The sequence below is a fragment of the Novosphingobium sp. ZW T3_23 genome, from assembly GCF_044987305.1.
Taxonomy (GTDB): Bacteria; Pseudomonadota; Alphaproteobacteria; order Sphingomonadales; family Sphingomonadaceae; genus Novosphingobium.
In genome coordinates this window covers 1-24,494 of sequence record NZ_JBJDRF010000063.1, presented here as the reverse complement: position 1 = coordinate 24,494, position 24,494 = coordinate 1, and the positions used below count along the sequence as shown (strand labels likewise).

Genomic DNA, 24,494 nt, shown 5'->3' with positions numbered 1-24,494 from the left:
AAATCGCCCGTCAGACCAGGCCCGAGCTGAAAGTGCTTTTCATTACCGGGTACGCTCAGAATGCCGCAGTGCGATCAGGATTTCTGGACAAGGGCATGGACATGATGACGAAGCCCTTTGCCATGGACACGCTAGCAATCAAGATCCGGGATATCTTGGATAGCAAAACTATCCACCAGCATTGACGAGAGGATGTGTAGCCGGATTTGAAGCCGGCGCGCGAGGAGACCTTCGGCTTCCTGGCGGGGGTTATCCGCTGGACCGACGAGGTCGAGTTGATCCGCATGGCGAACCGAGGCCTGCCTTTAATAAGGGCTGGACGGCGGGCCGGGCAGACGCCATGCCGGTTGCTATGAACGACACACTGACTGCCGCGATCCTGCACACTGTCGAGCGCGCTCCACAATGGGTGCGCCACGATTTGGATGCGAAAGATCCTGCCCTCCGTAGCCGGGCTGAAGAAACTCTCGCGGCTATGATCTCCAGCGCCGTACGTGCTGTTGAAGGTGCCGCTGGGACGGATGACAAAGGACAGAGCGGCAACCAGGTATGAAGCCGTTACTTCGTGGTGCCGCGATCTTGGCGTAACATCGCCGTCTTGGCGGAGAAGCCGCCTCCAACTGGTGCCGCCCCCTCAACGCTCATGGAGCAAGCGTCGTAACCGAAAGCAGGGCGACATCGGCTCAATCGATGCCGCCCTTGTCAGCTTAGCCGTTGAGCTTGTCTTTGACCGCCTTGGCGACGGTGAATGTCAGCTTCTTCGAAGCCTTGATGGTCATGGCTTCACCCGTCGCCGGATTGCGGCCTTCCCGCTCTGGGCTGTCCTTGACCTTGAACTTGCCGAAACCGCTGAGCGAGACTTCCTCACCCTTGGCAGCCGCATCGCCGATCGCCGCGAACACGGCGTCGACAATCTGGCGGGCGTCGGTCTTGGCGATGCCGTGGTCGGCAGCGATGGCGTCGGCGAGATCGCTGTTGTTCATAAGAAGTTCGTCCTGCTGATGTCTGTTCTAGCGCCGCCGCCCATCCAAGGGCGTCGCGGCGTTGTTCCAGCATGGAGCAAGCCCACCAAGGATCAAAGCCGCACACTTTATCCAGACCCTTTTCAAGGCAGGTTGTCCACAGTCGTCGCTAAATGGCTGTAAAGCTCGGCCAATGCCGCTAGCTGCGCCTCTCGCACTCAAGATGGGCCACAAGCGCGTCCAGAGCCTGCCGCAGGCCGCCACTCCTCAGTCTGTTGCGTGCGTCCGCTAGGGGCAACCAGGCGCGCTGCCGCTCACCCATCTCGGGCCAGGCGGCTCGTTCCTCGACAACCTCGAGAGGAAACACCGCGGGGCGGCTAAGGTCGGCAGGATTACCGGCAAAAAGAGGGCGCTCGGCGATATGGCCGATCACGCCGCCTTCCTCGAAAGCCTCGGCAGCCGCACGCTCGGACGCCGTTTCTCCGGCTTCGATCTTGCCCTTGGGCAGAATCCATTTGCCCCTGCGGCGCGACGTCACCAGCAGCACCTCGCAGGTGCCCCCAACGAAACGATACGGCAAAGTTCTGACCTGGGCTCGCATCCGGTTTGACTGATCCTTCCCTGTCGGCCCAGACCAGCGCTGCGGAGCCTATCGTGAGTTCCCGGCGTTCATGCCAGCATGGCCGGCTCGAGCGGTCAATAACGTGGAGCATGATCGTTGACCGACTGGATAACACAGATGATCGAGGACATGGGTTATTTGGGCATCGCGCTCCTGATGTTCCTGGAAAACGTGTTCCCGCCGTTACCGTCCGAGGTCATCATGCCCATGGCGGGCTTCACGGCAAGCGAGGGAAAGCTCAGCCTTTCCGGCGTGCTCATTGCTGGGACAGGCGGCACTCTTCTTGGAGCCTGCTTCTGGTACGCGGTGGCCCGCAGTCTGGGAGACGAAAGGCTCAAGCGCTGGGCGCGCAAGCATGGGCGTTGGATCACGCTGTCGGCCAACCAGATCGACGGGTTGGAACGGCGCTTTGAGCGCCACAGCCGCTGGGCAATCCCGCTTGGCCACCTCATTCCCGGTATTCGGACGCTGATTTCCATTCCGGCGGGAATCTTTGGGATGGGGCTCAGCCGCTTCCTCTTCCTCACCGTACTCGGCGCCGGCATTTGGACAAGTGCTCTGGGCACTGCCGGATATGTCCTTGGCCGTGAGTTCGATGAGATTGATCGTTACCTTGGTCCCGCAAGTACCGCGATTATGGCCGCGATCCTGATCGTGTACGTCTACCGGGTGTTCAGCTTTCGAAAGGCCTGAAAGGCTGGGTTTGAGATAGCCGTCGGAGTTTTGACTGTCGAAGCGGTTCCGATTCGCCTCAGCCGGGTGAGGATGCTTCGTTACGCGGCGCCGCCGGATAGCGGCATTCGAAGAGAGTCGCGAGCATCTCATCAGATGCCTTGAAGTATCCGCGGCATCATTCCATCTGACCGGGGCAAATCTAAAACATGCGAGCCGAAGATACGATGACGACAGATTCCGCTATCGCCCCAGAAACCCGTGCCTTCGAGGCGGATGTCTCCAAGCTGCTGCACATGATGGTCCACTCGGTTTACTCTGACCGGGACGTCTTCCTGCGCGAGCTGATCTCCAACGCGGCCGATGCTTGCGAGAAGCTGCGCTATGAAGCGATCGCCGACCCATCGCTCCTTGGCGAGGACCCGCAGCCGCAGATCACCATCACGCTCGACGAAGAAGCCGGCACGTTGACGGTCGCCGACAACGGCATCGGCATGACCGCTGCCGACATGGCCGAGACGCTGGGAACCATCGCACGCTCCGGAACCAAGGCCTTCATGGATCGGCTCTCCGCCGATAAGAACGGAGAGGGCCAGCAGCTCATCGGTCAGTTCGGCGTCGGTTTCTACTCGGCGTTCATGGTGGCCGGGAAAGTCGATGTCGTATCGCGCCGCGCAGGCGAAAGCGACGCTGCTAGCTGGTCTTCCGACGGCCTCGGCACCTACACCATCGCACCTGCCGATCCGGAGCAGGCCCCTGCACGGGGAACAAAGGTAACCCTCCATCTCCTGGATGATGCGAAAAGCTATGCGGAGCGTTACAGCGTCGAGCGCATCGTCAAAGCACAGTCCGGCCATGTGCCGGTCCCGATCTTCATCGAGGAAACCGGGAGCGACGAGGAAGCTCGGCAGGTTGCGGACGGCGCAGCGCTGTGGACCAAGCCGAAGTCCGAAATCAGCGAGGAAGACTACACCGACTTCTACCGCAGCGTGGCAGGCCAGTTCGACAAGCCTGCCCTGACGCTTCACTATCGGGCAGAGGGGCGGCACGAATATTCGGTGCTCGCCTTCATTCCGGAGAGCAAGCCGTTCGACCTGTTCGATCCCGATCGCAACGGGCGCATCAAGCTCTATGTCCGCCGCGTGTTCATCACCGACGAAGCGGAAATCCTGCCGCGTTACCTGCGCTTCGTGCGGGGCCTCGTCGATTCCGCGGACCTTCCCCTCAACATGTCGCGCGAAATGATCCAGGACAGTCCTGTCCTCTCGGCAATCCAGAAGGGGGTAAGCAATCGCATCCTTTCCGAGCTGGAAAAGATGGCGGTTGCAGAGCCTGAACGTTACGCGGCCGTCTGGGAGAACTTCGGGGCCGTGCTGAAGGAGGGTCTGTACGAGGACTATGCGCGGCGCGACACCCTGCTGGGCCTTGCCCGTTTCAAGACAACCATGTCGGACGGCAAATGGCGTTCGCTCAAGGATTACGTCGCCTCGCTTCGGGAAAACCAGACGGCGATCTACTATGCGACGGGAACCGATCTCGATCGGATTGCGGATTCTCCGCAAGTCGAAGGGTTCAAGGCACGCGGCATCGAGGTACTGCTGCTGCCCGACCAGGTCGACAGCTTCTGGACTACGATGGGCGCGGACTTCAAGGGTAAGCCGTTCAAGTCAGTTACGCAGGGAGCCGCTGATCTCAGCCTCATTCCCTTGGCGGAAGGTGGCGAGCTTGCGAATGCCGGCGAGGATGTGACCGGATTCATCGCCTTCGCCAAGGATGCCTTGGCCGAATACGTATCCGATGTGCGCGTCTCGGACCGCCTGACCACGAGCGCCGTCTGCATCGTCGCGCCCGACAATGCGATGGACCTGCAGCTCGAGAAGATGCTGGCTTCCGCCGGACGAGCACCGGAGCGGGCGAAGCCGGTTCTGGAAGTAAACGCCGGGCACACGCTGATCGGCAAGCTGGCGCAAAGCGGTGCCAGCGACGACGACTTGCGCGACCTCTCGTTTCTTCTGCTCGACGAGGCACGGATCGCCGAAGGCGAAGCCCCGGCCGACCCGCGCGCTTTCGTGGAGCGTCTCGAGCGGTTGATGGCCAAAACCCTGGGATGACAAAATGAGGGGAGCCGTTTGGCTCCCCTCTCCCTTGGCTGTCCGATCACTTCCGACTCGTGCCTCTCGGTTGAGGCCTTGGCGTTCGCTTTTCGTGCGCGCAGCTATAAGCTTCCAATTTCAATGTGTTTCTCGCGGAACATCACGGCGGTCCATTCGCTCAAGCCGCAACAGGAGCGAATTCCATGAACACCAAAATCGCGAGCGGACTGATCCTTACCCTCATGGCCGGCGCGGCACTGGCCGGCTGCTCGCATGGCGCGACCCGTGGCGGCCTGATCGGCGGCACCGGCGGCGCCGTAGTCGGCAGTGCTACTGGTCTTGGCACCACGGAAGGCGCCATCATCGGCGGGACGGCGGGCGCGGTGATCGGCGACAAGTAACCGAAGCGCCAGATCCTATTGAAGGGCCGGCCACCAGCGAAATGGGTGCCGACCCATTGTTTTTTGGGCCCGCGTCACGACAGACGTCATGAGCCAGCGCATAATCTAGTAGCTTAGTCCGAAGCGGAAACTAAAGCGGCGCCATGAAGCCCCCGGCATTTTAACCGATGTGGCCAAGCGCTGCACCGGCAGACTAAGCCTATCGATCACTCCCTCGCCTCGCCTCTTTGCGCGGAGCTAAATTGCCTTTTAACCGCGAGGGCATCATCACGATTTTACGCACCAGGCTCCGTTTTATTACCGCCGGTTTCGTCGCCACTTTCCGCGCTGCCGCCGGAGCGTGGCTTGATATCCGGCTTATCCGCATTACGGGGCAGGATATCGTCTGCTCCTTCTGCGGGAGCGTCCGGCGATTGCGCATCATTGCCCTTATTGCCGTTTGTCATGTCGATCTCCCGTTATGAAGTGCGGCGCATGGCGGTGATTGCGATTGCGCCTAGTCATCCTCCAACGTGCCGATGGATAGCCCGTTCCGGACCGATGGGTTAATCGATAGCAAAGCGCGCTTTGGCCAGAGTTAGAAAATCGATCGACTGAGATATATTAACTCAAGTTAGCGATGCCCCTGTAAACGGGCTTGAGTTGTCGGGAAAGGGAAGGGGATCACCGGGCGGCGCGCTCCCCTTCACAGTATAGAGGCGGGTAAGCCAGACACGAAGCCCGCTTCGACCGCCGCAACCGTACTGCGTGAGAAGCTTTCGCGCTTAGATGGCAATTCGCAGGCTAGATCTTCCGTTCGTTTTCGGCTCCATCGTCGCGGCCGGCATCGCGGCGACCGGAAATGAGGTCTCCTTCTCGCTTGACCAACCCATGGGTTTGTCCGCCGGCTTCAATCGAGTCGGAGTTGCCCTTCGCACCCTCTGAAAAAGGCTTCGCCTCCGCCCCCGCCAGCCCTCTGTCCATGTCAAATTCTGTAGCATTCTGAGCGTCCACGCCTTCGGTCGTCGCGCGAGTAATGCGCCGATCCTCTGCTTGTGGTTGTTCGTCGATCTCTTCGGTGTCGCGGCTCATTCCGGTTCTCCTTTTCCAAATGGCAACGGTGAAGCCGGCCTTCTCGTTCCAGATAGATAACGCGGCGATCCATCGAACGAACCGCCGTGCCACCTGGTCTGCCCGGCGCAATCCATGCCACGATGACGGAATGTCGGGAACTCGAGACCCGTTGTCCCGCGTTAGCTCGGCATGAGAAACCCTGTTTCGAAAAAGCCCTGCGCGATCGTTGTCGCGGATTCGCCGCCACATATGTGGGCCGAGGTTGAAAGCCTGCAGCGACGAGGCTTCAGCGTGCGCTGTTACCGCAATGTACTCGATGCGCTGGCATCCTTCGGCAAGGAGATGCCGTCCACTGCCGTCGTCGGCCCGCTTGCCCCCCATCCGGCCAACGCGCTGCTGATGGAGGATCTCGAACAATACGGCGTGCCTGTCGTTCGCGCTTTCCCGGCATCTCGGCACGGAGGCCAGCGAAGATCTGCCTCTGTCCGCGAGAATTCGCTCCATCGATACCCGCCGGCGGTGCGCCGGGACATCCCTGTTCACCGATAGAATCCGCTTAACATATATTTGAAGCGGGAACCTGCCGAGGATCGGCACGTCCTTCCCAGGAAACAGATCACGGAATTAACACATGTCTCAACTCCTGGCTTTTCGTATTCCATCTGCCGGCCACGATGAAGATAAGGGCGAGCTGTTCGGTGACAGGTTTCAGCGTGAACTCGCGAAGTGGAATCATGACCGGCTTGCTCCGCAATTTCCGTCCCAGGACTGGCGCGATCGTGTGAAGAGCGATGCCGTCATGCTGCTGCGTGAAGGCGAATTCATCGAGAGGTTGCGTTTGCAAGTTCGTGAAGCCGCCCAAGCGGCTCCGATGGAAGCCGAAAAGTTCATCGAGTGGTTCGAAGGGCTGGCGGAAACCGGTCCCGGACAGAACGACCCCCTCTTTCCCTGGTTGGCGGAGCATGCGACGCGCGAGGAACTGCGCTGGTTTTTCGAACAGGAAGCCGCCGGCGAAGCGGGGTTCGACGATCTCGTCGCAATGACGCAGATCAAGCTTCCCGATCAAGCGAAGCTGGAACTGGCCGCCAACTACTGGGACGAGATGGGGCGCGGCAATGTCAAAGGCATGCACGGCCCTATGCTGCACGTTGTAGCGAACGCCCTCGAGGTCCGTCCCTCCATCGACACCACTGTCTGGGAAAGTCTCGCACTCGCTAATGCCATGACGGCCATGGCGAGTTCGCGGCGTTATGCATGGCATTCGGTCGGCGCGCTCGGCGTGATCGAACTGACCGCTCCCTGGCGCTCGGCTGCGGTGGCCAAGGGCCTGCGCCGGATCGGCCTCTCGGGCGCTCAGCGCCGGTATTTCGATCTTCACGCCGTGCTAGACGTTAAGCACAGCCAGACCTGGAACCAGGAAGCCCTACTTCCCCTCATCAGCGAGGATCCGCGGCGAGCCACCGCCATTGCCGAAGGTGCGTTGATGCGGCTCACCTGCGGCAAGCTTTGCTTCGAACGCTATCGCGCGAAGCTTTGGCAGAACGAGGGCGCGGCGCGGGCCGAAACGGCGGTGTGAGATCGGGAAGATAATACCCGGGCAGCAGGCGAAGGAAATTACGCGATGAGCCAGAACCTGTCGGGCAAGCGCATCGTCATTACCGGTGGGTCAAGCGGGATTGGAGCGGCAACAGCGATCGCCTTCGCACGGCTCGGTGCCCATGTCGTCATTGCCGCCAGAGGCGCGGCGGGGCTGGACGACATCGCGCGGCGCTGCCGCGAAATAGGCGGATCTGTCGAGACCCGCGTTCTCGACGTTACCGATGGCGCCGCCGTGATCGCTCTGGCCCAGGACGCACAAAGGTTGCTGGGTGGCATCGATCTCTGGTTCAGCTGCGTGGGCGTGGGAGTCGTCGGAAAGTATCCGGATACGCCCTTTGCCGATCATCAGCGAGTGATCGAGGCGAACCTGATCAGTCACATGCAGGAGGCCCACGCCGTCCTGCCTATTTTTCTGTCGCAAGACGAAGGGACATGGGTGAACATGATCTCGATCGGAGGCTTCGTCGCGACACCCTATGCCGCGGCCTATTCCGCGAGCAAGTTCGCCCTTCGCGGCTTTAGTGAGGCTTTGCGTGCCGAGCTGTCCAAGCGCCCGAATATCCACGTCTGCGACGTCTACCCGACCTTTGTCGATACGCCCGCGGTGGGGCATGCCGGCAACTATACCGGCGCGAAGCTGTCGCTTCCTCCAGGATCCCTGCCACCGGACAAAGTCGCCAATGCAGTCGTAAGACTGGCCACGCATCCGCGCAACTCCACGTTCGTCGGCGCGCCCGGCCTCGTCATGAAGCTGGCGCAGTTCACGGCGCCCAACATGGGTCCGTCGATCATGAATGGCTTCCTGGATAGTTGGTCCCGAAAGGCGGAGCCCGGCGCAGACACCGAGGGAAGCCTGTTCACGCCTCCTGCCGCGCCAAGCGGCCCCGACGGCCACACACGCAACGCAGCGCTTCGCCGAAAACTCGCCTCCGGAGCAATCGGTATCCTCGCAGCCTCTGCCGCCATTGCCGGGTCGTTGGTGATTGGACGCAAGCGCAGATAAGTAATGGCGTGCTCCGTTTGATAGAAGGTGTGATAGGATGTATCGCGCCGTTTATATCCATGTCACGTCAGGACGATTCCCTCATGCCGAAGCCGGCGCGGGGACCGCCCAGGGGCAATTGATCCTTGACGTACGAGATATGCGCGAAGGTCAGGTCATTCAGCAAATTGGTTCCCGTAGAAGAATCTCACGGACGGCGCGCGTCTGCCGTCGAAGCGAACGCGGAGCGTTGTCTTCAGCGTGCCGTGTCCTATGCGTGCCTCGTAGGAGGGCGGACTTTGTCGACGTATTTCCACTTCCGACAATCGGTGAACTGGCCGCAGGATCGAAACGGGGCCTCAGGCGGTGCGTGGAGTGTTCCGCGTATGGGCGGCCGGTCGATACCGAAGGAGCCATATTTCCGGACCGGGAACGCCGCGAGACGGCACGGGTTAATCCGGACAAAGAGAGGATTCATGCTATGGCAGCGCACAGTTTCACGCCGACCCAGAGGATGGCTTCTGCCGCGCGCCGCGGTCTTCGCTTGCGCAAGAAGTTCGAACGCGGCGGCACGCAGGTCGGCGTCGATCGCGCGCATCAGTTGGCGGATCGAAGGGATCTGTCTGAAGCGGATGTGATGGCGATGCGAAGCTTCTTTGCGCGCCATGCCGTCGACAAGGAGTCCAAATCACATAAGTGGAATTCGGATAAGGATCCGTCCGCCGGGTTCATCGCCTGGCTGCTGTGGGGCGGCGATGCCGGCAAAGCTTGGGCTGATCACAAGGCAAAGAAACTGGAAGGCTGAAGGAACCGGTTATGAAGCTTTACTATTCGCCAGGTGCCTGCAGCCTTGCAGACCACATCGCGCTGATCGAAGCCAATCTCTCGTTCGAAGCCGTCCAGGTCGATCTCAAGGCCAAGACCACCGCGGACGGCGCCAATTACCGAACGATCAATCCTAAAGGCTATGTGCCGGCGCTTGGCCTCGATGACGGCGCCGTCCTGACCGAAAATATCGCGATCCTGAGCTACATCGCCGACAGGGCTGGCGGTCTAGCCCCTGGCGGGGCGCTGGGGTGCTACCGCCTGCTCGAGACGCTCGCCTATATTTCGACCGAGCTTCACAAGTCGTTCAAACCATTCTTCTCGCCTGGAGCCAAAGAAGAAGAAAAGGGCAAAGCCAGGGAAGTGCTCGGCAAGCGGTTCGCGCTGTTCGAGGATACGCTGGCATCGCAGGATCAGCTTTTTCCCGAGGGCTTCACCGTTGCCGACTGCTATCTTTTCACCATGCTGTTCTGGGCAAAGAACAAGGCGGAGGTGGCCGTGCCGCCCCGCCTCAGCGCCTATTACGAGAGGCTGTCGGGACGTGAGAGCATACGAAAGGCGCTGGCCGACGAAGGGATCGTGTGAAGGTCGGCCGCCAGGTATGAAGCCATCGTGGCCATCGACGAAAAAACGTCGCCTGTGCGCAAATCTCGTGAGAGGCAGGCGCGAAACGGGATTGTTCGGCCGGTCTTTACCGTTTGGGTAGAGGCATTGCATGCGATGCCGTGCCATTCCCGCCTACTTCGCCGTCCGCTTCCAATGTTGCTTGGCGTTGGAACCAGTACGGGGAGGAGGGATTAGGTTCTTATGGCACGCACGCAATCACCCACATCCCGCTGGCCCGAAACACTGTGGCTAATCCGGCATGGTCAAAGCGCTGGAAACGTCGCGCGCGACCACGCTCACAACAGCGGATACTCGCGAATTGAGCTAGATCATCGTGATGTGGACGTGCCGCTGTCTGTTTTAGGTGAAGATCAGGCCCGCGCACTGGGCCATTGGTTTGCAGCGGGCGAGGAAGGGCAGCAGCCGCAAGTCATCCTTTGCAGCCCTTACGTCCGTGCAATCCAGACCGCCGAACTGTTCCGTAGCGCTGGGGGCTGTCCCCCGGACCTACGGATCTGTCGGGACGAGCGGCTGCGGGAGAAGGAATTTGGGATCCTGGATGGCCTCACGACCGCAGGCATCCGCGAATTCCAACCGGACCAAGCCAACTTCCGAAAGATCCTAGGCAAATTCTATCATCGCCCGCCCGGCGGCGAGAGCTGGGTGGATGTTATATTTCGCTTACGTGCGCTGCTAGATACGGTATCGCTGCATTATGCCGGACAGCGGGTTATGATCGTCGCGCATCAGGTCGTGGTGTTATGCATGCGATACGTACTGGAGAACCTTACCGAGGCTGAAATACTTGCAATCGATGCCGAAGGTGACGTGGCAAATTGTGGCATCACGCAGTACGCCTTCGATATTGACACTGGATGCCTGAAGCTCAACCGTTACAACATCGTTGCCCCGCTAAATCGTGAGGGCACGCGCTCAACCCGCGCACCGGATTCCATGGTTGCGGCCCGTGGCTGAGAATTGGCCTGGAGCAGGCCCCGTCGCCAGTGTTTGCGTGAACCAGCAATGGGTGCGCGCACATCCCTTGCCTTTGCATACGGACGGTACGGACAAAAACAGCCGCGGAAGGGTCATGGTGATTGGCGGTTCGATGGATGTGCCAGGCGGCGTGCGGCTCACTGCCGAGGCTGCGTTGCGCGCGGGCGCAGGCAAGGTCCGCATCGGCACCGTTGCCCCCGCCGCCCTCGCCATCGGGGCAGCGTTTCCAGAGGCAGCAGTCGCCGCCTTACCAGTCAATGCCGAAGGCGAAATCGATGCCTCACCCGCGGCGCTGAAGCTTCACTTGGAGAAGTGCGATGCGCTGGTGGCAGGCCCCGCCATGTCCTGCCCAACCCAGGCGTCGCGCCTTCTAGATATCGTACTAAAGATTCTGGACAAGAAGGGTGACATCGTGATCGACGCTGCCGCACTTATGTCCCTATCCGATAACATCGGCCCGCTCGGCGATCGCATCCGCCCCGCGGTTTTGACGCCCCACATTGGCGAAATCGCGGCAATGTTGGACACGGACGCAGAAATCATCGAACGCGACCGTGTTTCGGCCGCGCGATTTGCTGCGAACCGGTTCAACGCGATCGTTGCGCTGAAAGGTGCCAAGACAATCATCGCGGCGCCCTCGGGAGAAGTGTTCTGCTATGAGGGAGGTGGCATTGGTTTGGCTACCAGTGGGTCGGGAGACGTGCTGGCGGGCATAGTGGGCGGCCTGCTAGCACGCGGCTGCTCGCCTTTGGAGGCGACCTTGTGGGCTGTTTGGCTACACGGCGAGGCCGGACGGGCCTGTGCCCGGACGATTGCCCCCCTTGGATTTCTCGCGCGCGAACTGTTGACAGCTATTCCCGGACTTATGCGAATTCCCCACCCAGGTTAAGTTCACGGCACGCAGCAGGGTGATGCGAACAATTCTCACAGTTTTTTCGCAGAATTGGCGAATACCTAAATTTTTAGAGCTTTTATTCATTATCCGGCAATATGTAAGACGATAGCATCGTTGTACGCCGTGGTAGTACTCCAATATACAGACGGGTCAAAGCTCGACTTCTGCCCTGCAGCTGCTCCGGTGGTGCTTTTGGACATTAGGCGCCCGCGTGCGTGCCTCGCACTGCCATTTAAGCGGCGGCCTTCGCTCAGTTTAATGGGAACACCTTCCCGTCTCGGGACTTCGATTCACTTCCCCCAAACTGCATCGCTGTGCGACGCATCCAGCTTGGAGAAGATGATGCCCCGTTACCTGAAGCTCGGAATGGCCCTTTTGGTGGTCGCCAGTACCGGACTTGCTGCTTGTACAGATGATCGCCCAGGCCGCCACCGGCCGCCCTATGGTGACCGTTATGATCGTCATGATCGGCATCGGGATCGGGATCGCGACCGTCACCGTGGCGGCCGGCACGATCGTGACCGCGACAGGGATGGTTGGAACCGTCCTCGCTAAAAAAAGACGGATTGAGGGCGGCGGCCTTGGCGGCGCCGCCCTGTTTCACGAAGATTCCGGTGACATGCAGCGGCACCGCCGATCTGATGCGTTTGCCTGACGCAGCGCTTCGGCGCTGTTCCCTGCCGGCATTTTGCAGGGGGATTGCTTTCCGACGGCGCCAAACTCTTCAATGCAATCGCGGATTGGAGTGCTTTGAAACTGGTCTTCTTCCCTGCTAAGCCTCCCCCATGCGCTTCATTCACACCGCCGACTGGCAGCTCGGTAAGCCTTTCGGCCGTTTTGACGCTGCGACCCGCACCGCGCTGACAGAAGCGCGTTTCGATGCGATCGATGCCATCGCCAGGGCGGCGGCGGAGCACGAGGCCGGGCACGTTCTCGTCGCCGGGGACGTGTTCGATACCGAAGGCCCGGACGAGCGTACCGTGATCCAGGCAGCGACCCGTATGGAGCGCTACGCCTGCCGCTGGTGGCTGCTGCCCGGCAACCATGATTTCGCCCGCAACGGCGGCTTGTGGGACCGCGTGCGCAAGCGCGGCGTGGCCAATGTGACTGTGCTGGCGCAGCCCGAGCCGCACGAAATCGCCGACGGCATCTGGCTGCTGCCCGCCCCCCTCCTCCACCGACACACCCGCGACGATCCGACCGAGAGTTTCGATCGCATGGAAACGCCCGGCGCCACATTGCGTATCGGCCTGGCGCACGGCTCGATCCGCGATTTCGGCACTCAAGGCGAAGCGCCGAACCTGATCGCGCCCGACCGCGCGGCGCGCTCGAAGCTTGATTACCTCGCGCTGGGCGACTGGCACGGCCTGCTCTGCGTTGATGCCCGGTGCTGGTATTCCGGCACGCCCGAGACTGATCGCTTTGGCCGCGACGAGCCGGGCCAGTGCCTGCTCGTCGATGTTGCTCCCGGCGCCCTGCCAGTCGTCACGCCCCTGCGCACCGGCCGCTACCAATGGCTCCAGCGAGACTGGACAGTTGCGGACGCGATCGACTTCGCGGCGCTGTGCGACGACCTGCTAACCGCCTGTGAACCCGCCGCAACGCTGCTGCGCCTCTCGCTTTCCGGCATTGTCCCGCTGACCGACCGAGTTGCCATGCTTGCGCGGACCGAGGATGACCTGTCCCACCGGTTGCGCTTCCTCGACGTGCGCGACGGCGATGTCGTTACGCGGCCGACGGAGCAAGATCTCGCCGCGCTTTCCACCGAGGGCATGATCGGCAAGGTAGCCGCCATGCTGCGCACGAAAATCGAGGAAGGCGGAGCCGATGCCCACCATGCGCGCCGGGCGCTGGAGCGCCTCTTCGTCGAAACCCTGAAAGCGCAGGAGAGCGCGGCATGAGCCTGTTCATTCGCCGCATCGCGGTCGAAAACTTCCGCAAGTTCCGCCAGCGCCACGAGATCGCCGGGCTTACCGACGGTCTCAACATCGTCATCGAGAACAACGAGGCCGGCAAATCCACCCTGCTGGAAGTGGTGCGGGCCGCGCTGTTCCTGCGGCATGGATCGAAGACCCAGCTGATCTCCTCGTTCCAGCCGCTGGGGGACGAAGTGGCGCCCGAAGTCGAACTCGATTTCGCAGTGGGCGGGGACAGCTACACGCTGAAAAAGCGCTTCATCGGCCGCGCCATGGCCGAGCTGTCCGGTCCCGGCGGCCGCAGCCAGAATGCCGAGGCGGAAGAACGCCTGCAGCGCCTGCTCGGCTTCGAGGCGCAGGGACGCATGTTCGACAGCGAGCTTGCCGGCGCATTGGGAATGCTGTGGGTGGCGCAGGCAGAAGCCTTGTCCGTGACGCCGCCGGGAGGCCGGGTGCGCGATGTCATCGGCGCCACCCTGGAAGGTGAGGCGGGAACCATCCTCGGGGGCCCTGCCTTCCAGCAGGTGCAGGACCGCATCGAAGGACAGTTCCGCCAGTTCTTCACTGAAAAGGGACAAGTCGCCAAGGCCGGGCGGCTTGGCGCCGCGCAGCAGCGCCAAGCCGCCGCGGCCGAGGCACTGGCCGAGGCCCAGCAGCGCGAGCAAGCTCTGGAAGCGGCCTTCGCCGATCTCGATCAGGCCCGGCGTCAGTTGACGACGCTGCGCCGCGACCTCGACGACGGGAATCATGCGGTGGAACGCGCTGATCTCGAAAAACGTCTGGAGACTGCGCGCGGCGCGGCGCAATTGCTGGCACAGCGGCTATTGGAGGCCACCGGGGCCGCGGCGCGGCTTGCCGGCCTTCAGGATCTTGCCGACCGCCTCACCCAGACCCAGGACCGTCGCACCGGCGCCGACCGGCGGAAAGACGCGGCGCAGGCCGAACGGGCCACGTTGGCAGAAACCCTCGCCTCTGCGCAGAGCGATCTGGCCGGCGCTGCCGCCGCACTCGATAGTGCCCGTCAGGCGCGCGACCTTGCCCGCACGGCGCTGGCTGAAGCACAGGCCCATGAAGCAGCGCTGCGCAGGCGCGAGGGGCTGGTCGCAGCCCATGCCCGCCATGAGACAGTGCTTGCCCTCGAAACCGAGCGCGACGCACTCACCACTGCGGCCTCACTGGTCGTGCCCGCACAAGTGCTCGAAGAACTTGATGCGGCAGAACGCGAAATGCTGCGGCATCGCACCTTGCTGGAAACCGAAGGCACCCATGTGGAGCTGACCGGCCCGGACGCTTCGCTTCAAGGGTTCACGCGCGACGGTACCCCGCTCGAACCCGGCGCATGGACACTGTTCCGCGAAACCCGCATCGGCCTGCCCGGCGGCAGCGAACTGGTACTGCGCCCGCCTCAGGCGCTCGCGGGCGCACAGGCCGCTCTAGATGCCGCCACGCGGCGCCATGCCGAGCTGCTTGCCAAGTGGTCGCTGGACAGTCTGGCCTCCGCCCGCGCGCGCAACGAAGCGGCACGCGAAGCCCGGCGTCAGAAGGAAACGATCGATGCCCGGGTGCTGGCTGCCTCGCCCGCCGATCGCGACCTGAATCTGGCGGCCGGCCCGGATGCGCTCAAGCTCTTCGTCGCCGCCCATCCGCTGGAAACCGGCGCGATCAAGGAGGGCAATACGGTTCCCATCGCACAGGCCGAGACCCGGCGTGAAGCCGCCGAAGCCGCCTTCGTGCGCGCCGAGACGCTCCACGCTCAGGCGGGCGATGCCCTTCGCGCCGCCGAAAAGTCCGATACGCCCCTCGCCATTGCCGAACAGACCGCCGCAAACGACAGCGCGAATGCGGCGGAAGACCTGGCCCGTCTGGCTCTCCATCCCGATTTTGCCGGACTGGACACCGCGCTCGCCGCCGCGCGCGAAACGGCGGCGGCCGCAGCGGTCGTGCTGGAGAACGCCCGTGCCAATGCCTCCGCGTTCGACGAGGAGGCCCTGCACCGCCGCATCGAGAACCTCGTCGCGCGCCGCAAAGCTGCGGAGGACGCGCGTTCGGACCTGAACATCCGGATCGCCGGTCTGGAAGCCCGGGTCGAAAGCGAGGGTGGCAAGGGCCTTGCCGAACAGGCCGCCGCCGCACGCGATGAGCATGACGCCGCGACCGCCGCTTTGTCACGCGCCAGCGACGAGGCCGAGACCCTGCGCCTCCTTCGCGAAACGCTGGCACAGGCCCAAGCGGAGACCGCGCGCACGATTACCGGCCCGGTCGCGGCCCGCGCCTCACGCTATGTCGGGCGGATCCTGCAGGATGCGCAGCCTGCATTCGGCGAAGACCTTGGCCTTGCCTCCATCCGCCGCGGCGGGCTCGATGAGGCGTGCGAACAGCTGTCACGCGGTACGCAGGAACAGCTCGCCCTACTCGCCCGCCTCGCCTTTGCCGACATGCTGCTGGAGGAAGGCCGCCCGGTCTCGCTGATCCTCGACGACCCGCTGGTCTATTCCGACGACGTGCGCCTCGATACGATGATCGACCTGATCGCCGAATCCTCGCAGCGGATGCAGGTGATTCTGCTGACTTGCCGGGAACGCGCCTTCCGCCATGTCAAGGGGAACCGCATTAGGCTTTGACCAAATGCCTGCATGATTCTGAAGATACGGCGCGGTTCGAGGATGGTCCTATTCGGCAAGCTCGCCTTCGTGTCCTGGGCCATGCTTGAACATTTCATAATGGCCTTCTTGCGTAATGGAAGAAGGGCTGAAAGTGCGAAGCAATCCCAGCAGCGGCGGCAGGCCTTATCAATCCCTGAGATTTATCAATCCCTGAGCCGGCGCCGTTTCTTATGCATTGATCACCTTGTCTCGCCGGAATACCCCTGATGCGCCCCTGGGCACTCGCCGAATAGTCTCCCTCGTCGGATATTCGGCTGGGAGGCGCTATTCACTGCGCACCAAATTTTCCGGGAGGGGCCATCAGCTTTAGAAGATCCTTTTCTCTTGCATCCCCGCGAGCGTCGCCCAAACCTACAGTTTATGCCGGAGATCGCATATTGGAAATTTATGCGATTTTGCGCCGATTAGAGCTGAAGGAAGATTAATAGGCCGGCGGCATCAGGCGTATCTCACGGCCGATCGCGATGAGTTCGCGCACCCAATGATGCGCAGGCGCGCAGGCTTCCACGCCGGCCAAGCAAGGCGACAAATCCGCGAAGAGCCGAATGACCTCGGCCCTGCAGCCTACGCCGGATCAGCACTGCGCCGTCGGCAGCGATGCCGTGCACCTCAAACACATTCTTCGCCAGATCCAATCCGACGGTGACAACCTCCCGCTCCATGGAACGTCCCCTAGACGTGGACCTGCAATGTCCACATCATCGCGCAAGCTACGCTGGGGCGAAAGGTCGTCCACCACATCACGCCAGCAGCTTTGCTGCCGGGCGTTTGCACAAACAAGACACGGCCGTCCGCTTTCCTTTCTGGGTAACCAAGAAAGGCCATATCTTGCGTTGCCGATAACGTCCGATGGCGCCATCACTTGGACCTCTGCGTTCCTTTTCCCGTCAAGTGCCGATTAGCGCACCTCTTGCCTGCAGGGCTTCCATGACGCGCGCCGCTGCTAGCTCGGCAGGGTGCTCGACCCCCAGGAGGCCGAAGGTGCCGCCGAGCATGAAAGCACAGTGGCCGTGGACGGTGGCGATAAGCGAACTTGTGAGTTCCGCCGCCTCCGCGGCTTCGCTCGCAGGCAGGACGGCCATGACCTCGCGGGCGATGACGCCCGTGAGGCGGACGCGTTCCGCCGCGAGCGTCTCGGGCATGTACATGCCTTCCGGCAGGCGATGCTCGTAGATCGCCGCCCATAGATTTCGGTGGGTCTCGGCAAAGTCGAAGTAGCCGCGCACGAGGACGAGGATGCGACCCCGTCCCTCGGTACCGCCCAGGCGGTCTTCCAGCCACTCGCTCCAGTGCCGGAAGGTTCGCGCATTGATCTCCATGACCAGCCCGTCAACGTTGCCGAAGACGTGCATCACCGTTCCCACCGAATAACCGATGCGCTTGGCCACTTCGCGCGCGGAAAACCGGGCGTAGCCGTTTTCGGCCATCACCTCCCGCCCGGTGTCGAGGATCAGTGCTTCCAGTTCCTCGCGGCCGTGATCCGATCGCCTGCCCATCGTCAGCCTGCCTTACGCACGAAGGGATAGCGCATCTGCGCGAGGTAGCCGCTTGGAACTGCCTCGGGCACGCCGTAGCCCTTGGGCCACCGGCCCTTAGGGAAGTAGTGGGTGCCGAAAAGGCGATCGAGCCAAGGGAAGTGGATTGCAAAGTTCTTGTCGATCCCCTCGGCCTCTAGGGCGTGATGCCAGTGGTGGAAGCGCGGCACCACGATGAAGCGCCCGAGGCGGTCGAAGTCACCGCGGATATTGGCGTGGACGAGCGAGGAATAAACGTAGACCATGCCGATGTACGCCTGCATGACCGAGGGCAGGAAGCCCAACGTCAGCAAAGGCAGCGAGGTCACGCCGCGCAGCAGCACGATCTCTGCGAAGTGCATCCGTCCTCCGGCCAGCCAGTCCATCGAACGCGCGGAGTGGTGCACCGCATGGAAACCCCACAGAAACGGAATGCGGTGGAACACGCGGTGGAACCAGTACTGCGTCAGGTCAGTCAGAAACATCGCGAGGATGAACTGCACGGCCCAGGGCAGGCCAGCCACCGCTGCGCGAATGCCGGACAGAACGGTGCCGTGCGCGTTGAGATAGCTCGACGGCGCAAGGGCGAGGAAGGTGATGAGCTGGACCAGCATCGAACTGATGAGGAAGTAGAACAGGTCTTCGCGCCATTCGGGCCGGAACAGGCGCTGCTTATTGCGGTGGGGTACGAGGCGCTCCAGCGGGGCGAACATGAGGCCTGTGGCGACAAGGTTCACCGCGAAGAAATCGACGCCGAAGAACACGCCCCAGTCATGCATCTCGCGCGGCTGTACCGACGCGCCGCCAAGGATCGTCCCCGCGAGCGCCACCATCAGCGCGGTCATCCCCAGCACCTTGCGCGGGCGCAGCAGGAGGCTCAGCAGGGCCAATGCATAGGATGCCAGCAGCGTGGCGTGGACGACGATACGAAAGCCCGACGACTTAAGCACGATCGCCAGTTCGGGCGTGGCGAACCAGTCGGGCCAGCGCAGCGCGATGACGAAGGACAGCCCGGCCGCGGCCAATAGCAGCGCGAAGAACCCCGCGAACCAGCCGGTTCCGAAGCCGCGCGCTTCGATCGGGGCCTCGAGGTCGCGGACAAGCTTTTTCAGAAATCCGGTCATGATCGGTTTTCTCCGTTGGCGATGAGGCGTTGTACCGCGACAATCGAACGCTGTCTAATTATTTATTGTACAGCGTTCGATTTGCCGATAGGCTCGCCCGAATGAGATTGAAAGGCGATACATGACCGGGATCCTGCTGCTTGCGACCGTCATCCTGAGCGTCCTGCTCTACGACACTCGGCGGCGTCTAATCCGTTTGGAGGGTTTATTGGTCGAGCCTCCGCCGCCAGCATACGCCGCGCCGGCGAAGCTGGTGCAACAGGAAGCCATCGAAGCCGAACCAGCTATGGTCCCCGCTGTTCATTTGGACCCGCTGGCCGAGTTCGTGCCCGTCCCGTCCGAGCCGGTGCCGGTGTCCGAAGAGGTCAAACCCGGGCCTGAACCCGTCGCCGACGCGGGGAACAAGCCCATGTCGCCGGGCTTTGGATTCGAGGAGCTGTTCGGGCGCAAGCTGCCGATCTGGGCGGGCGGCGTGACGCTGATCGTGGCGGCGGTGCTGATGGTGAAATACTCCATCGACACCGGCCTGCTGTCGCCTGTGGTGCGCGTGGTGATGGGGCTGGTCTTCAGCTGCGGCCTGATCGGCCTGGGTGAACTTGCGCGTCGACGTGAGGACGTTGTGCGCGATGTCCGTGTCGCTCAGGCCCTTGTCGGTGCCGGTGTGGGCGGCCTTTATGCTGCCGTTCTGGCCGCCGCCAATCTCTACGATCTGGTCGGTTCGGACACGGCTTTCGTCGGCCTCGCCGCGATCACCGCGATCGCCCTCGGCCTTGCGCTGCGGTTCGGAGCGCCCTGCGCGGTGCTTGGCCTCGTCGGCGGACTGGCAACTCCGGCCGTCGTCCAATCGCAGAGCCCCAATGTGCCCTTGCTGGCGGGATACCTTGCCGTCGTCATCGGCGCGATCACCCTGCTTTCGCGGCGGCAGCGCTGGGCTTGGCTGGGCATCAGCGCGCTGACGGGCGGCGCGGGCTGGACTTTGCTGACGATAGCAATGGGCGATCTCGACAGTGGATCGACGCTGGCGATGGGGCTGCTCGTACTACTGCTGGGGCTCGGCCTGCCCGCTCTGGCGATCGAGGGGCGCACCGCGCCGATACTGCGCGGGGTGACCGGCGTAGTCGGGGCTCTGCAACTGGCCCTGATCGTCGCGCGGGGTGAGTTCGCGCCGCTAACATGGGGTCTTTACGGGCTGCTTTCGCTCGCGTTCGTGTGGCTGGCGGCACGCGCGCCGGTCCTGCAACGCACGGTTTTAGTCCCGTTGCTGACGGCTCTGGGGCTCGTCGCAGTCTGGCCCACGCCGGATGCGGGGCTGTTTGCGGCGGTGGTGGCGGGGATCTCGGCGATCTACGGCGGTTATGCGCTGCGGCGGGTATGGCGTGAAGATGGCGGTCTTATTGAAGTCGGGCTGCTCGGCGCCATCGCGCTTGGTGGCTATGTCGTCTGCTTCGGAAAGTTCTACGAAGGGTATCCGGGGCAGGATGTGCGGTTCGCGCTTCTGGCGCTGGCGTTCTCGGCCCTGCCGGCGCTTGGCGCTGGACTGGGGTGGCGCAGTGCCGAGCGTGGGGACGACGCCCGGTTCGCGCTGCTGTCGTGCTGCGCCGGAGTGCTGGTGGTGCTGGCGGGGCTGGTCGCCCTGCCTGAATGGTGCGCCCCGCTGATCATCGCTGCAGTAGCGGCGGCTCTGCTTGGGCTTTCGGTTATGGCCCAGGATCAGCGTGTGGCGAAGGGCGCTCTCGGCTTGCATTTTGCGGCTGTCATCGCGCTGCTAGTGACGATCGAGACCACTGCGGAACTGGCGCGTCTTTTCGAACTCGCTGTGGTTCCACATCCCGCGCGCGCGGTGCTGCGATGGAGCATGCTCTGCGCGGTGGCAGCGGCTTTTGCCTGGCGCAATTCAGGCAACTTTTTACGCTTCATTTTGCAGCCGATGGCGGCCTTGCTCGGCTATGGATTGGCCGCGCAGATCGTCCCGGCCCCGTGGCTCGCGGTAGTGACGAGCCTCGCCTTGATTGCTCTGGTCGAGGTTGGCCGCCGTCGGCAGGTTCCTGGGTTGGAGCCGACATGGGCGGCGGTGGCCGGCCTGCTGGCTCTGTGGGCGCTTCAGCCGATCGGCCATTGGCTTCTGGCTGGCATGATTTCACTGGGCGGCCATCCGGTGTTCGTTGGTGAACTGCCATCGGTCGGAATGGCGATGCGACGGCTGATGGCGCCGGCAATCGCAGGAGCTTTCATGCTGCGGCGCATGCCTTGGGGCCTGACTGATACCGTCCGCACAGGAGTCGCAGCGTTGACGGGCGGGCTCGCGCTCATCGGCGTGCATGTCCTGTACAAGCAGCTTTTCGCCATCGGTGATTACGCCGCTTTCGTTCGCTTCGGACTTGCCGAACGATGCCTTTGGGAGGCCGTGCTACTGGCAACAGGAGCCCTGGTATGGCGCTATCTGGCGGCGCGGCCTATAGCGATCGGGCTTGTTCTGGCAGGCACGGTGCATAACCTCTTCTATACCGTCGCTCTGCATGACCCCTTGTGGGCGGAGCAAGCTGCCGGCGCATGGCCCGTGGTCAACCTGCTGCTGCCGGCCTTCGGTATCGCGTTCGTCGGGGTATCGGTCCTCGAACGCATCATGCCCGACCTGCCAACTTACCTGCGGCGGGGCGGTGACGGAATCCGCATGGCGCTGATCCTCCTCTTCGCCTTCGCGACACTGCGCCAGTTGTTCACAGGCTCGGTACTGGTTTTCGGAGAGGTGGCGGAACTGGAGAACATAGGGCGGTCGGTGCTCGCCATCCTGTTGGCCATCGGTTTCCTGCTCTGGGGGATCCGCAAGGGCCTGAGCGATTGGCGCCTAACTTCGCTAGTGCTGATGCTCGGTGTTGCGGGGAAGGTCTTCTTGATGGATGCATCGGGATTGCACGGGCTGCTGCGCATCGCATCGTTCCTGGCGCTTGGCTTTAGCCTGATCGGCATTGGCTGGCTGCACAACCGCTATAGGAGTTAGCGACCCCGTGCGGACGGTATCGGTTGGCGAGCAGCATATTGCGCATAGGGCCGTTGGTTGGTGCGGCCACATGCCCAGCCGATTGGTGCGGCATATATTACTGCTGGCCAGCAGCAAATTTTCGTTCTCGCGGTGCGGACCGTCCGGTCTTCCGGCAGCTGTCGATCAAATTTCCCCGTTCATCGAATGAGGGCACGACTGCTGATCTCGAAACCCCGAGCGAGAGCTTTTTCGGATAGGCTCCAAGGACGTTTGCCGAATTCACTTAATCTAGGGAGCAAAATCGCCTGCACGTTCGGCGATCGGCCGGGCCTCGGTCACCAGCGTCGTCAACAGTTTGCCCGGTTCCTCGCTGGTGATGTGATGGCCCGATCGCTCAAACCAGATCAATCTTTTCGACGGCGCATACACCCTCGCGAACCACTCGGCTGCCACCTCGCTCGACACATTCACGTCATGCCGGCCAAGCAGCAGAACTAAGGGGACATCCAAATGCCGGATCTTCGAGAGGTCGGTTGCTAAAACCTTGGGCAGCAGGGCCTGGGTGACCGATTCCTGACCCTTGAAGGCGCTACGGACATCCTCGTCGCTATATTCCGGAGCCAGCTTGAAAGCGGCTGCCTCGAAGTCGCCGCCTGGCCGGCGCCATGCCGCGCCGCCGTACTGGTTCAGCCACTTGCGCTGCGTCAGGATAGCGGCAACGGTGAGCGGATGGTCAGCGGCGCCATAGGGGGCGATTGCTTCCATTTCGTGCACGGCCTGCGCGTTACCATCGGCCCGCGCCTTGGAAATGGTCCACCTCCAACCGCGCCGCTCGCTTTCCAGTCCGTCCGTCAGTTGGCCCATCCCGATATAGGCATAGAGCCATTCGGGATGCGCTGCCGCAAGCTTCAGCCCTAACATGCTGCCCCAGCTGTGCCCAAGTACGAACACCTTGTGCTTGCCGAACCGCTTGCGTGCCCATTGCACTAATTCTTCGGCATCGGCCTGGAAGCGCTCGGGCGTTAGCGTCGCAGGATCGCTCGCGCCGCTCAATGTATACGTCTTGCCGGCATTGCGCTGGTCCCAATGAATAACAGTGAAATACTCGTCCCACCCGCGGTCCCACCACCAATCGAGAGGCATCTCGACAAACCCGGGACCGCCATGAAGGTAGATCAACACCGGATTTCGCAAATCCTGGCTGCGGATTGACACAGCCTGGGAAATGCCGCCGATCGGCACCGCCTCAATCGCCTGCAAACCCTGCGGGCTGACGATCTCTCGCAGATCGGCAATGATTTTGACAGCTTCCGCCCGGCTGTGCGGCCCCACCGAACCCTGCTGGACCGGTGGTTGGGCGACTGCAGGAACAGCGGCGACAATCGCAGCTAGTGCAAAGAGCTTTTTCATACACTTTCCAATTGGCCTGGTTATCGGACTGCCAGCTTGCCAAAATTCCTGACCGCCCGTCCATCATCGATTGGGCCGACATAATTCCGGCAGCGGCCGACCATCCCTGGTCGAGCCTGGCTCTAGGTTCGATCGGCTGCTTCCGACGCGGGCCATCGCAGCTCCATGCAAACCGGCGGTACCGCATAAATGAGATGCATGATTATTCTTGTTTCGAAACGCAACATGCATTAACAGGCGGCGATGGCTAATACGCTTCCGTCTTCCCGCCGCGACTTGATCGCATCACGGCTTCTGGCAGCCGAGCCAGTTAACAGCACGGCTTTAGCGAGCGAATTTGGCGTTTCTGAAGACGCGATCCGGCGCGATCTGCGCGCACTCGATGCAGCAGGTATTTGTCGGCGCGTCTATGGAGGGGCGGTTCCCCTAACAACCGGCGGGGTGTCGATCACTGCGCGGTTAACTGCAGGACTTGCGGAAAAGCGGGCGCTTGCGCATGCAGCCTTGCCCCTGATCGCCAACGGAAGCTTTGTATTCCTGGATAGCGGGAGCACCAATGTTATGGCGGCCAATTTGCTTCCGGATGATGCGGACCTGGCAATCGGCACAAATTCGATCGAGACAGCCGCCACATTAGCTGCACGTCAGAGCTTGCCCGTGCTTTTCGCGGGCGGGAACGTCGATCTTGCAATCGGCGGCTGTGTCGACGGGACCGCCATCGAGGCTGTCTTGCGGCTGAATATCGACCTGTGCCTGCTCGGCGCCTGCACGTTGTCGGCCGACAGCGGCGTCAGCGCCTTCAATGCAAGCGATGCGGCATTTAAACGTGCGCTCATCTCGCGCAGTCTATGCACGATTGTGCTTGTTTCAAATGAGAAGTTGGGTGGCCGCGCACCGCATCGGGTCACGGGCATCGACGGTATCGATCACGTCGTCGTGTCGCATGACGCGCCAGACGCCGAAATTGCCGAACTGGAAATGGCAGGCGCGCACGTTCTGCGCGCTGCGCAGCCGCAAGCGGATTGAAGGAAATATCGATGAAAACGCAGGAAGTCGGCTCGCGTCTTGCGACGCGCGCTGCCTTTTTGGTGGCTGGTTTTGGCTTGGCCTGCTGGGCGCCACTCGTCCCGCTCGCGAAGGCACGTCTCGGCGTGGATGATGGCGCATTGGGCCTCTTGCTG

General features: G+C 62.3%; 22 protein-coding genes and 2 pseudogenes. 16 read left to right on the top strand and 8 right to left on the bottom strand.

Annotated elements, in window-relative coordinates:
• Both ACI3K3_RS22085 and ACI3K3_RS22080 read left to right on the top strand, forming a co-directional pair.
• Positions 1-185 (top strand): annotated as a pseudogene (locus tag ACI3K3_RS22085) (hypothetical protein); the annotation flags it as partial.
• Positions 186-352: 167 nt separating this feature from the next.
• Positions 353-553 carry a DUF6771 family protein gene (locus ACI3K3_RS22080; protein WP_404917660.1) on the top strand — a complete coding sequence of 67 codons (201 nt, stop codon included), beginning with the start codon at positions 353-355 and terminating at the stop codon, positions 551-553.
• Positions 554-707: 154 nt separating this feature from the next.
• On the opposite strand, the gene ACI3K3_RS22075 is transcribed toward ACI3K3_RS22080, so the two are convergent.
• Both ACI3K3_RS22075 and ACI3K3_RS22070 read right to left on the bottom strand, forming a co-directional pair.
• Positions 708-983, bottom strand: a complete 276-nt coding sequence (locus ACI3K3_RS22075) for an HU family DNA-binding protein (RefSeq protein ID WP_404917658.1) — start codon at positions 981-983, stop codon at positions 708-710.
• A 178-nt stretch (positions 984-1,161) separates the two neighbouring features.
• Positions 1,162-1,500, bottom strand: coding sequence for an NUDIX domain-containing protein (locus ACI3K3_RS22070; RefSeq protein ID WP_404917656.1), 339 nt, complete (start codon positions 1,498-1,500; stop codon positions 1,162-1,164).
• A gap of 180 nt (positions 1,501-1,680) precedes the next feature.
• Here ACI3K3_RS22070 and ACI3K3_RS22065 point away from each other — a divergent pair, with 180 nt between their 5' ends.
• From ACI3K3_RS22065 to ACI3K3_RS22055, 3 genes are all read left to right on the top strand, one after another.
• Complete coding sequence (locus tag ACI3K3_RS22065; RefSeq protein WP_404917654.1) at positions 1,681-2,277, top strand: DedA family protein; 597 nt, start codon at positions 1,681-1,683, stop codon at positions 2,275-2,277.
• A 206-nt stretch (positions 2,278-2,483) separates the two neighbouring features.
• Entirely contained in the window at positions 2,484-4,367 is a 1,884-nt protein-coding gene (gene htpG, locus ACI3K3_RS22060) for a molecular chaperone HtpG (RefSeq protein ID WP_404917652.1), read from the top strand.
• 185 nt (positions 4,368-4,552) lie between these two features.
• Complete coding sequence (locus tag ACI3K3_RS22055) at positions 4,553-4,750, top strand: hypothetical protein (RefSeq protein ID WP_313435627.1); 198 nt, start codon at positions 4,553-4,555, stop codon at positions 4,748-4,750.
• A gap of 275 nt (positions 4,751-5,025) precedes the next feature.
• Here ACI3K3_RS22055 and ACI3K3_RS22050 read toward each other — a convergent pair whose 3' ends face one another.
• Both ACI3K3_RS22050 and ACI3K3_RS22045 read right to left on the bottom strand, forming a co-directional pair.
• Positions 5,026-5,196, bottom strand: coding sequence for a hypothetical protein (locus ACI3K3_RS22050; protein WP_404917650.1), 171 nt, complete (start codon positions 5,194-5,196; stop codon positions 5,026-5,028).
• Between the two features lie 337 nt (positions 5,197-5,533).
• The gene (locus ACI3K3_RS22045; RefSeq protein ID WP_404917648.1) at positions 5,534-6,220 is read right to left on the bottom strand and encodes a hypothetical protein; all 687 of its coding nucleotides are present in this window, start codon (positions 6,218-6,220) and stop codon (positions 5,534-5,536) included.
• Positions 6,221-6,434: 214 nt separating this feature from the next.
• Here ACI3K3_RS22045 and ACI3K3_RS22040 point away from each other — a divergent pair, with 214 nt between their 5' ends.
• The 9 genes from ACI3K3_RS22040 (at position 6,435) to ACI3K3_RS22000 (ending at position 16,243) form a co-directional block, all read left to right on the top strand.
• Positions 6,435-7,379 carry an iron-containing redox enzyme family protein gene (locus ACI3K3_RS22040; protein ID WP_404917646.1) on the top strand — a complete coding sequence of 315 codons (945 nt, stop codon included), beginning with the start codon at positions 6,435-6,437 and terminating at the stop codon, positions 7,377-7,379.
• Between the two features lie 45 nt (positions 7,380-7,424).
• The gene (locus ACI3K3_RS22035; protein WP_404917644.1) at positions 7,425-8,405 is read left to right on the top strand and encodes an SDR family oxidoreductase; all 981 of its coding nucleotides are present in this window, start codon (positions 7,425-7,427) and stop codon (positions 8,403-8,405) included.
• Between the two features lie 460 nt (positions 8,406-8,865).
• Entirely contained in the window at positions 8,866-9,189 is a 324-nt protein-coding gene (locus ACI3K3_RS22030; RefSeq protein ID WP_404917642.1) for a hypothetical protein, read from the top strand.
• 11 nt (positions 9,190-9,200) lie between these two features.
• Entirely contained in the window at positions 9,201-9,794 is a 594-nt protein-coding gene (locus tag ACI3K3_RS22025) for a glutathione binding-like protein (RefSeq protein WP_404917640.1), read from the top strand.
• Between the two features lie 222 nt (positions 9,795-10,016).
• Positions 10,017-10,790, top strand: coding sequence for a histidine phosphatase family protein (locus tag ACI3K3_RS22020; RefSeq protein ID WP_404917638.1), 774 nt, complete (start codon positions 10,017-10,019; stop codon positions 10,788-10,790).
• 37 nt (positions 10,791-10,827) lie between these two features.
• Positions 10,828-11,700 (top strand): NAD(P)H-hydrate dehydratase, encoded by an 873-nt coding sequence (locus tag ACI3K3_RS22015; RefSeq protein ID WP_404917636.1) that lies wholly within the window; start codon positions 10,828-10,830, stop codon positions 11,698-11,700.
• 418 nt (positions 11,701-12,118) lie between these two features.
• Entirely contained in the window at positions 12,119-12,361 is a 243-nt protein-coding gene (locus ACI3K3_RS22010) for a hypothetical protein (RefSeq protein WP_404917634.1), read from the top strand.
• A gap of 130 nt (positions 12,362-12,491) precedes the next feature.
• Positions 12,492-13,607 (top strand): exonuclease SbcCD subunit D, encoded by a 1,116-nt coding sequence (locus tag ACI3K3_RS22005; protein WP_404917632.1) that lies wholly within the window; start codon positions 12,492-12,494, stop codon positions 13,605-13,607.
• On the top strand, positions 13,604-16,243 hold the full coding sequence (locus ACI3K3_RS22000; RefSeq protein WP_404917630.1) for an AAA family ATPase: 2,640 nt from the start codon (positions 13,604-13,606) through the stop codon (positions 16,241-16,243). Before ACI3K3_RS22005 ends, ACI3K3_RS22000 begins: the two co-directional genes overlap by 4 nt.
• A gap of 469 nt (positions 16,244-16,712) precedes the next feature.
• Here ACI3K3_RS22000 and ACI3K3_RS21995 read toward each other — a convergent pair.
• The 3 genes and pseudogenes from ACI3K3_RS21995 to ACI3K3_RS21985 form a co-directional block, all read right to left on the bottom strand.
• A pseudogene (locus ACI3K3_RS21995) lies at positions 16,713-16,947 on the bottom strand (IS110 family transposase); the annotation flags it as partial.
• A gap of 225 nt (positions 16,948-17,172) precedes the next feature.
• Positions 17,173-17,781: a TetR/AcrR family transcriptional regulator gene (locus tag ACI3K3_RS21990; RefSeq protein ID WP_404917628.1), complete on the bottom strand. Its 609-nt coding sequence runs from the start codon at positions 17,779-17,781 to the stop codon at positions 17,173-17,175.
• A 2-nt stretch (positions 17,782-17,783) separates the two neighbouring features.
• Positions 17,784-18,923 (bottom strand): sterol desaturase family protein, encoded by a 1,140-nt coding sequence (locus ACI3K3_RS21985; protein ID WP_404917626.1) that lies wholly within the window; start codon positions 18,921-18,923, stop codon positions 17,784-17,786.
• Between the two features lie 121 nt (positions 18,924-19,044).
• On the opposite strand from ACI3K3_RS21985, the gene ACI3K3_RS21980 reads away from it, so the two are divergent.
• Positions 19,045-21,921 (top strand): DUF2339 domain-containing protein, encoded by a 2,877-nt coding sequence (locus tag ACI3K3_RS21980; protein WP_404917624.1) that lies wholly within the window; start codon positions 19,045-19,047, stop codon positions 21,919-21,921.
• 270 nt (positions 21,922-22,191) lie between these two features.
• Here the strand turns inward: ACI3K3_RS21980 and ACI3K3_RS21975 are convergent, their stop codons facing one another.
• Positions 22,192-23,313 (bottom strand): alpha/beta fold hydrolase, encoded by a 1,122-nt coding sequence (locus ACI3K3_RS21975; RefSeq protein WP_404917622.1) that lies wholly within the window; start codon positions 23,311-23,313, stop codon positions 22,192-22,194.
• A 243-nt stretch (positions 23,314-23,556) separates the two neighbouring features.
• Between ACI3K3_RS21975 and ACI3K3_RS21970 the strand changes: the two genes are divergently transcribed.
• Complete coding sequence (locus ACI3K3_RS21970; protein WP_404917620.1) at positions 23,557-24,339, top strand: DeoR/GlpR family DNA-binding transcription regulator; 783 nt, start codon at positions 23,557-23,559, stop codon at positions 24,337-24,339.
• Positions 24,340-24,494 lie beyond the last annotated feature (155 nt).

Bases quoted from the DNA above. Each gene is read 5' to 3' on its own strand.
- ACI3K3_RS22080 (WP_404917660.1), top strand. From the start codon at position 353: ATGAACGACACACTGACTGCCGCGATCCTGCACACTGTCGAGCGCGCT.
- ACI3K3_RS22075 (WP_404917658.1), bottom strand. From the start codon at position 983: ATGAACAACAGCGATCTCGCCGACGCCATCGCTGCCGACCACGGCATC.
- htpG (WP_404917652.1), top strand. From the start codon at position 2,484: ATGACGACAGATTCCGCTATCGCCCCAGAAACCCGTGCCTTCGAGGCG.
- ACI3K3_RS22055 (WP_313435627.1), top strand. From the start codon at position 4,553: ATGAACACCAAAATCGCGAGCGGACTGATCCTTACCCTCATGGCCGGC.
- ACI3K3_RS22050 (WP_404917650.1), bottom strand. From the start codon at position 5,196: ATGACAAACGGCAATAAGGGCAATGATGCGCAATCGCCGGACGCTCCC.
- ACI3K3_RS22040 (WP_404917646.1), top strand. From the start codon at position 6,435: ATGTCTCAACTCCTGGCTTTTCGTATTCCATCTGCCGGCCACGATGAA.
- ACI3K3_RS22035 (WP_404917644.1), top strand. From the start codon at position 7,425: ATGAGCCAGAACCTGTCGGGCAAGCGCATCGTCATTACCGGTGGGTCA.
- ACI3K3_RS22030 (WP_404917642.1), top strand. From the start codon at position 8,866: ATGGCAGCGCACAGTTTCACGCCGACCCAGAGGATGGCTTCTGCCGCG.
- ACI3K3_RS22025 (WP_404917640.1), top strand. From the start codon at position 9,201: ATGAAGCTTTACTATTCGCCAGGTGCCTGCAGCCTTGCAGACCACATC.
- ACI3K3_RS22020 (WP_404917638.1), top strand. From the start codon at position 10,017: ATGGCACGCACGCAATCACCCACATCCCGCTGGCCCGAAACACTGTGG.
- ACI3K3_RS22010 (WP_404917634.1), top strand. From the start codon at position 12,119: ATGATCGCCCAGGCCGCCACCGGCCGCCCTATGGTGACCGTTATGATC.
- ACI3K3_RS22005 (WP_404917632.1), top strand. From the start codon at position 12,492: ATGCGCTTCATTCACACCGCCGACTGGCAGCTCGGTAAGCCTTTCGGC.
- ACI3K3_RS22000 (WP_404917630.1), top strand. From the start codon at position 13,604: ATGAGCCTGTTCATTCGCCGCATCGCGGTCGAAAACTTCCGCAAGTTC.
- ACI3K3_RS21990 (WP_404917628.1), bottom strand. From the start codon at position 17,781: ATGGGCAGGCGATCGGATCACGGCCGCGAGGAACTGGAAGCACTGATC.
- ACI3K3_RS21985 (WP_404917626.1), bottom strand. From the start codon at position 18,923: ATGACCGGATTTCTGAAAAAGCTTGTCCGCGACCTCGAGGCCCCGATC.
- ACI3K3_RS21980 (WP_404917624.1), top strand. From the start codon at position 19,045: ATGACCGGGATCCTGCTGCTTGCGACCGTCATCCTGAGCGTCCTGCTC.
- ACI3K3_RS21975 (WP_404917622.1), bottom strand. From the start codon at position 23,313: ATGAAAAAGCTCTTTGCACTAGCTGCGATTGTCGCCGCTGTTCCTGCA.
- ACI3K3_RS21970 (WP_404917620.1), top strand. From the start codon at position 23,557: ATGGCTAATACGCTTCCGTCTTCCCGCCGCGACTTGATCGCATCACGG.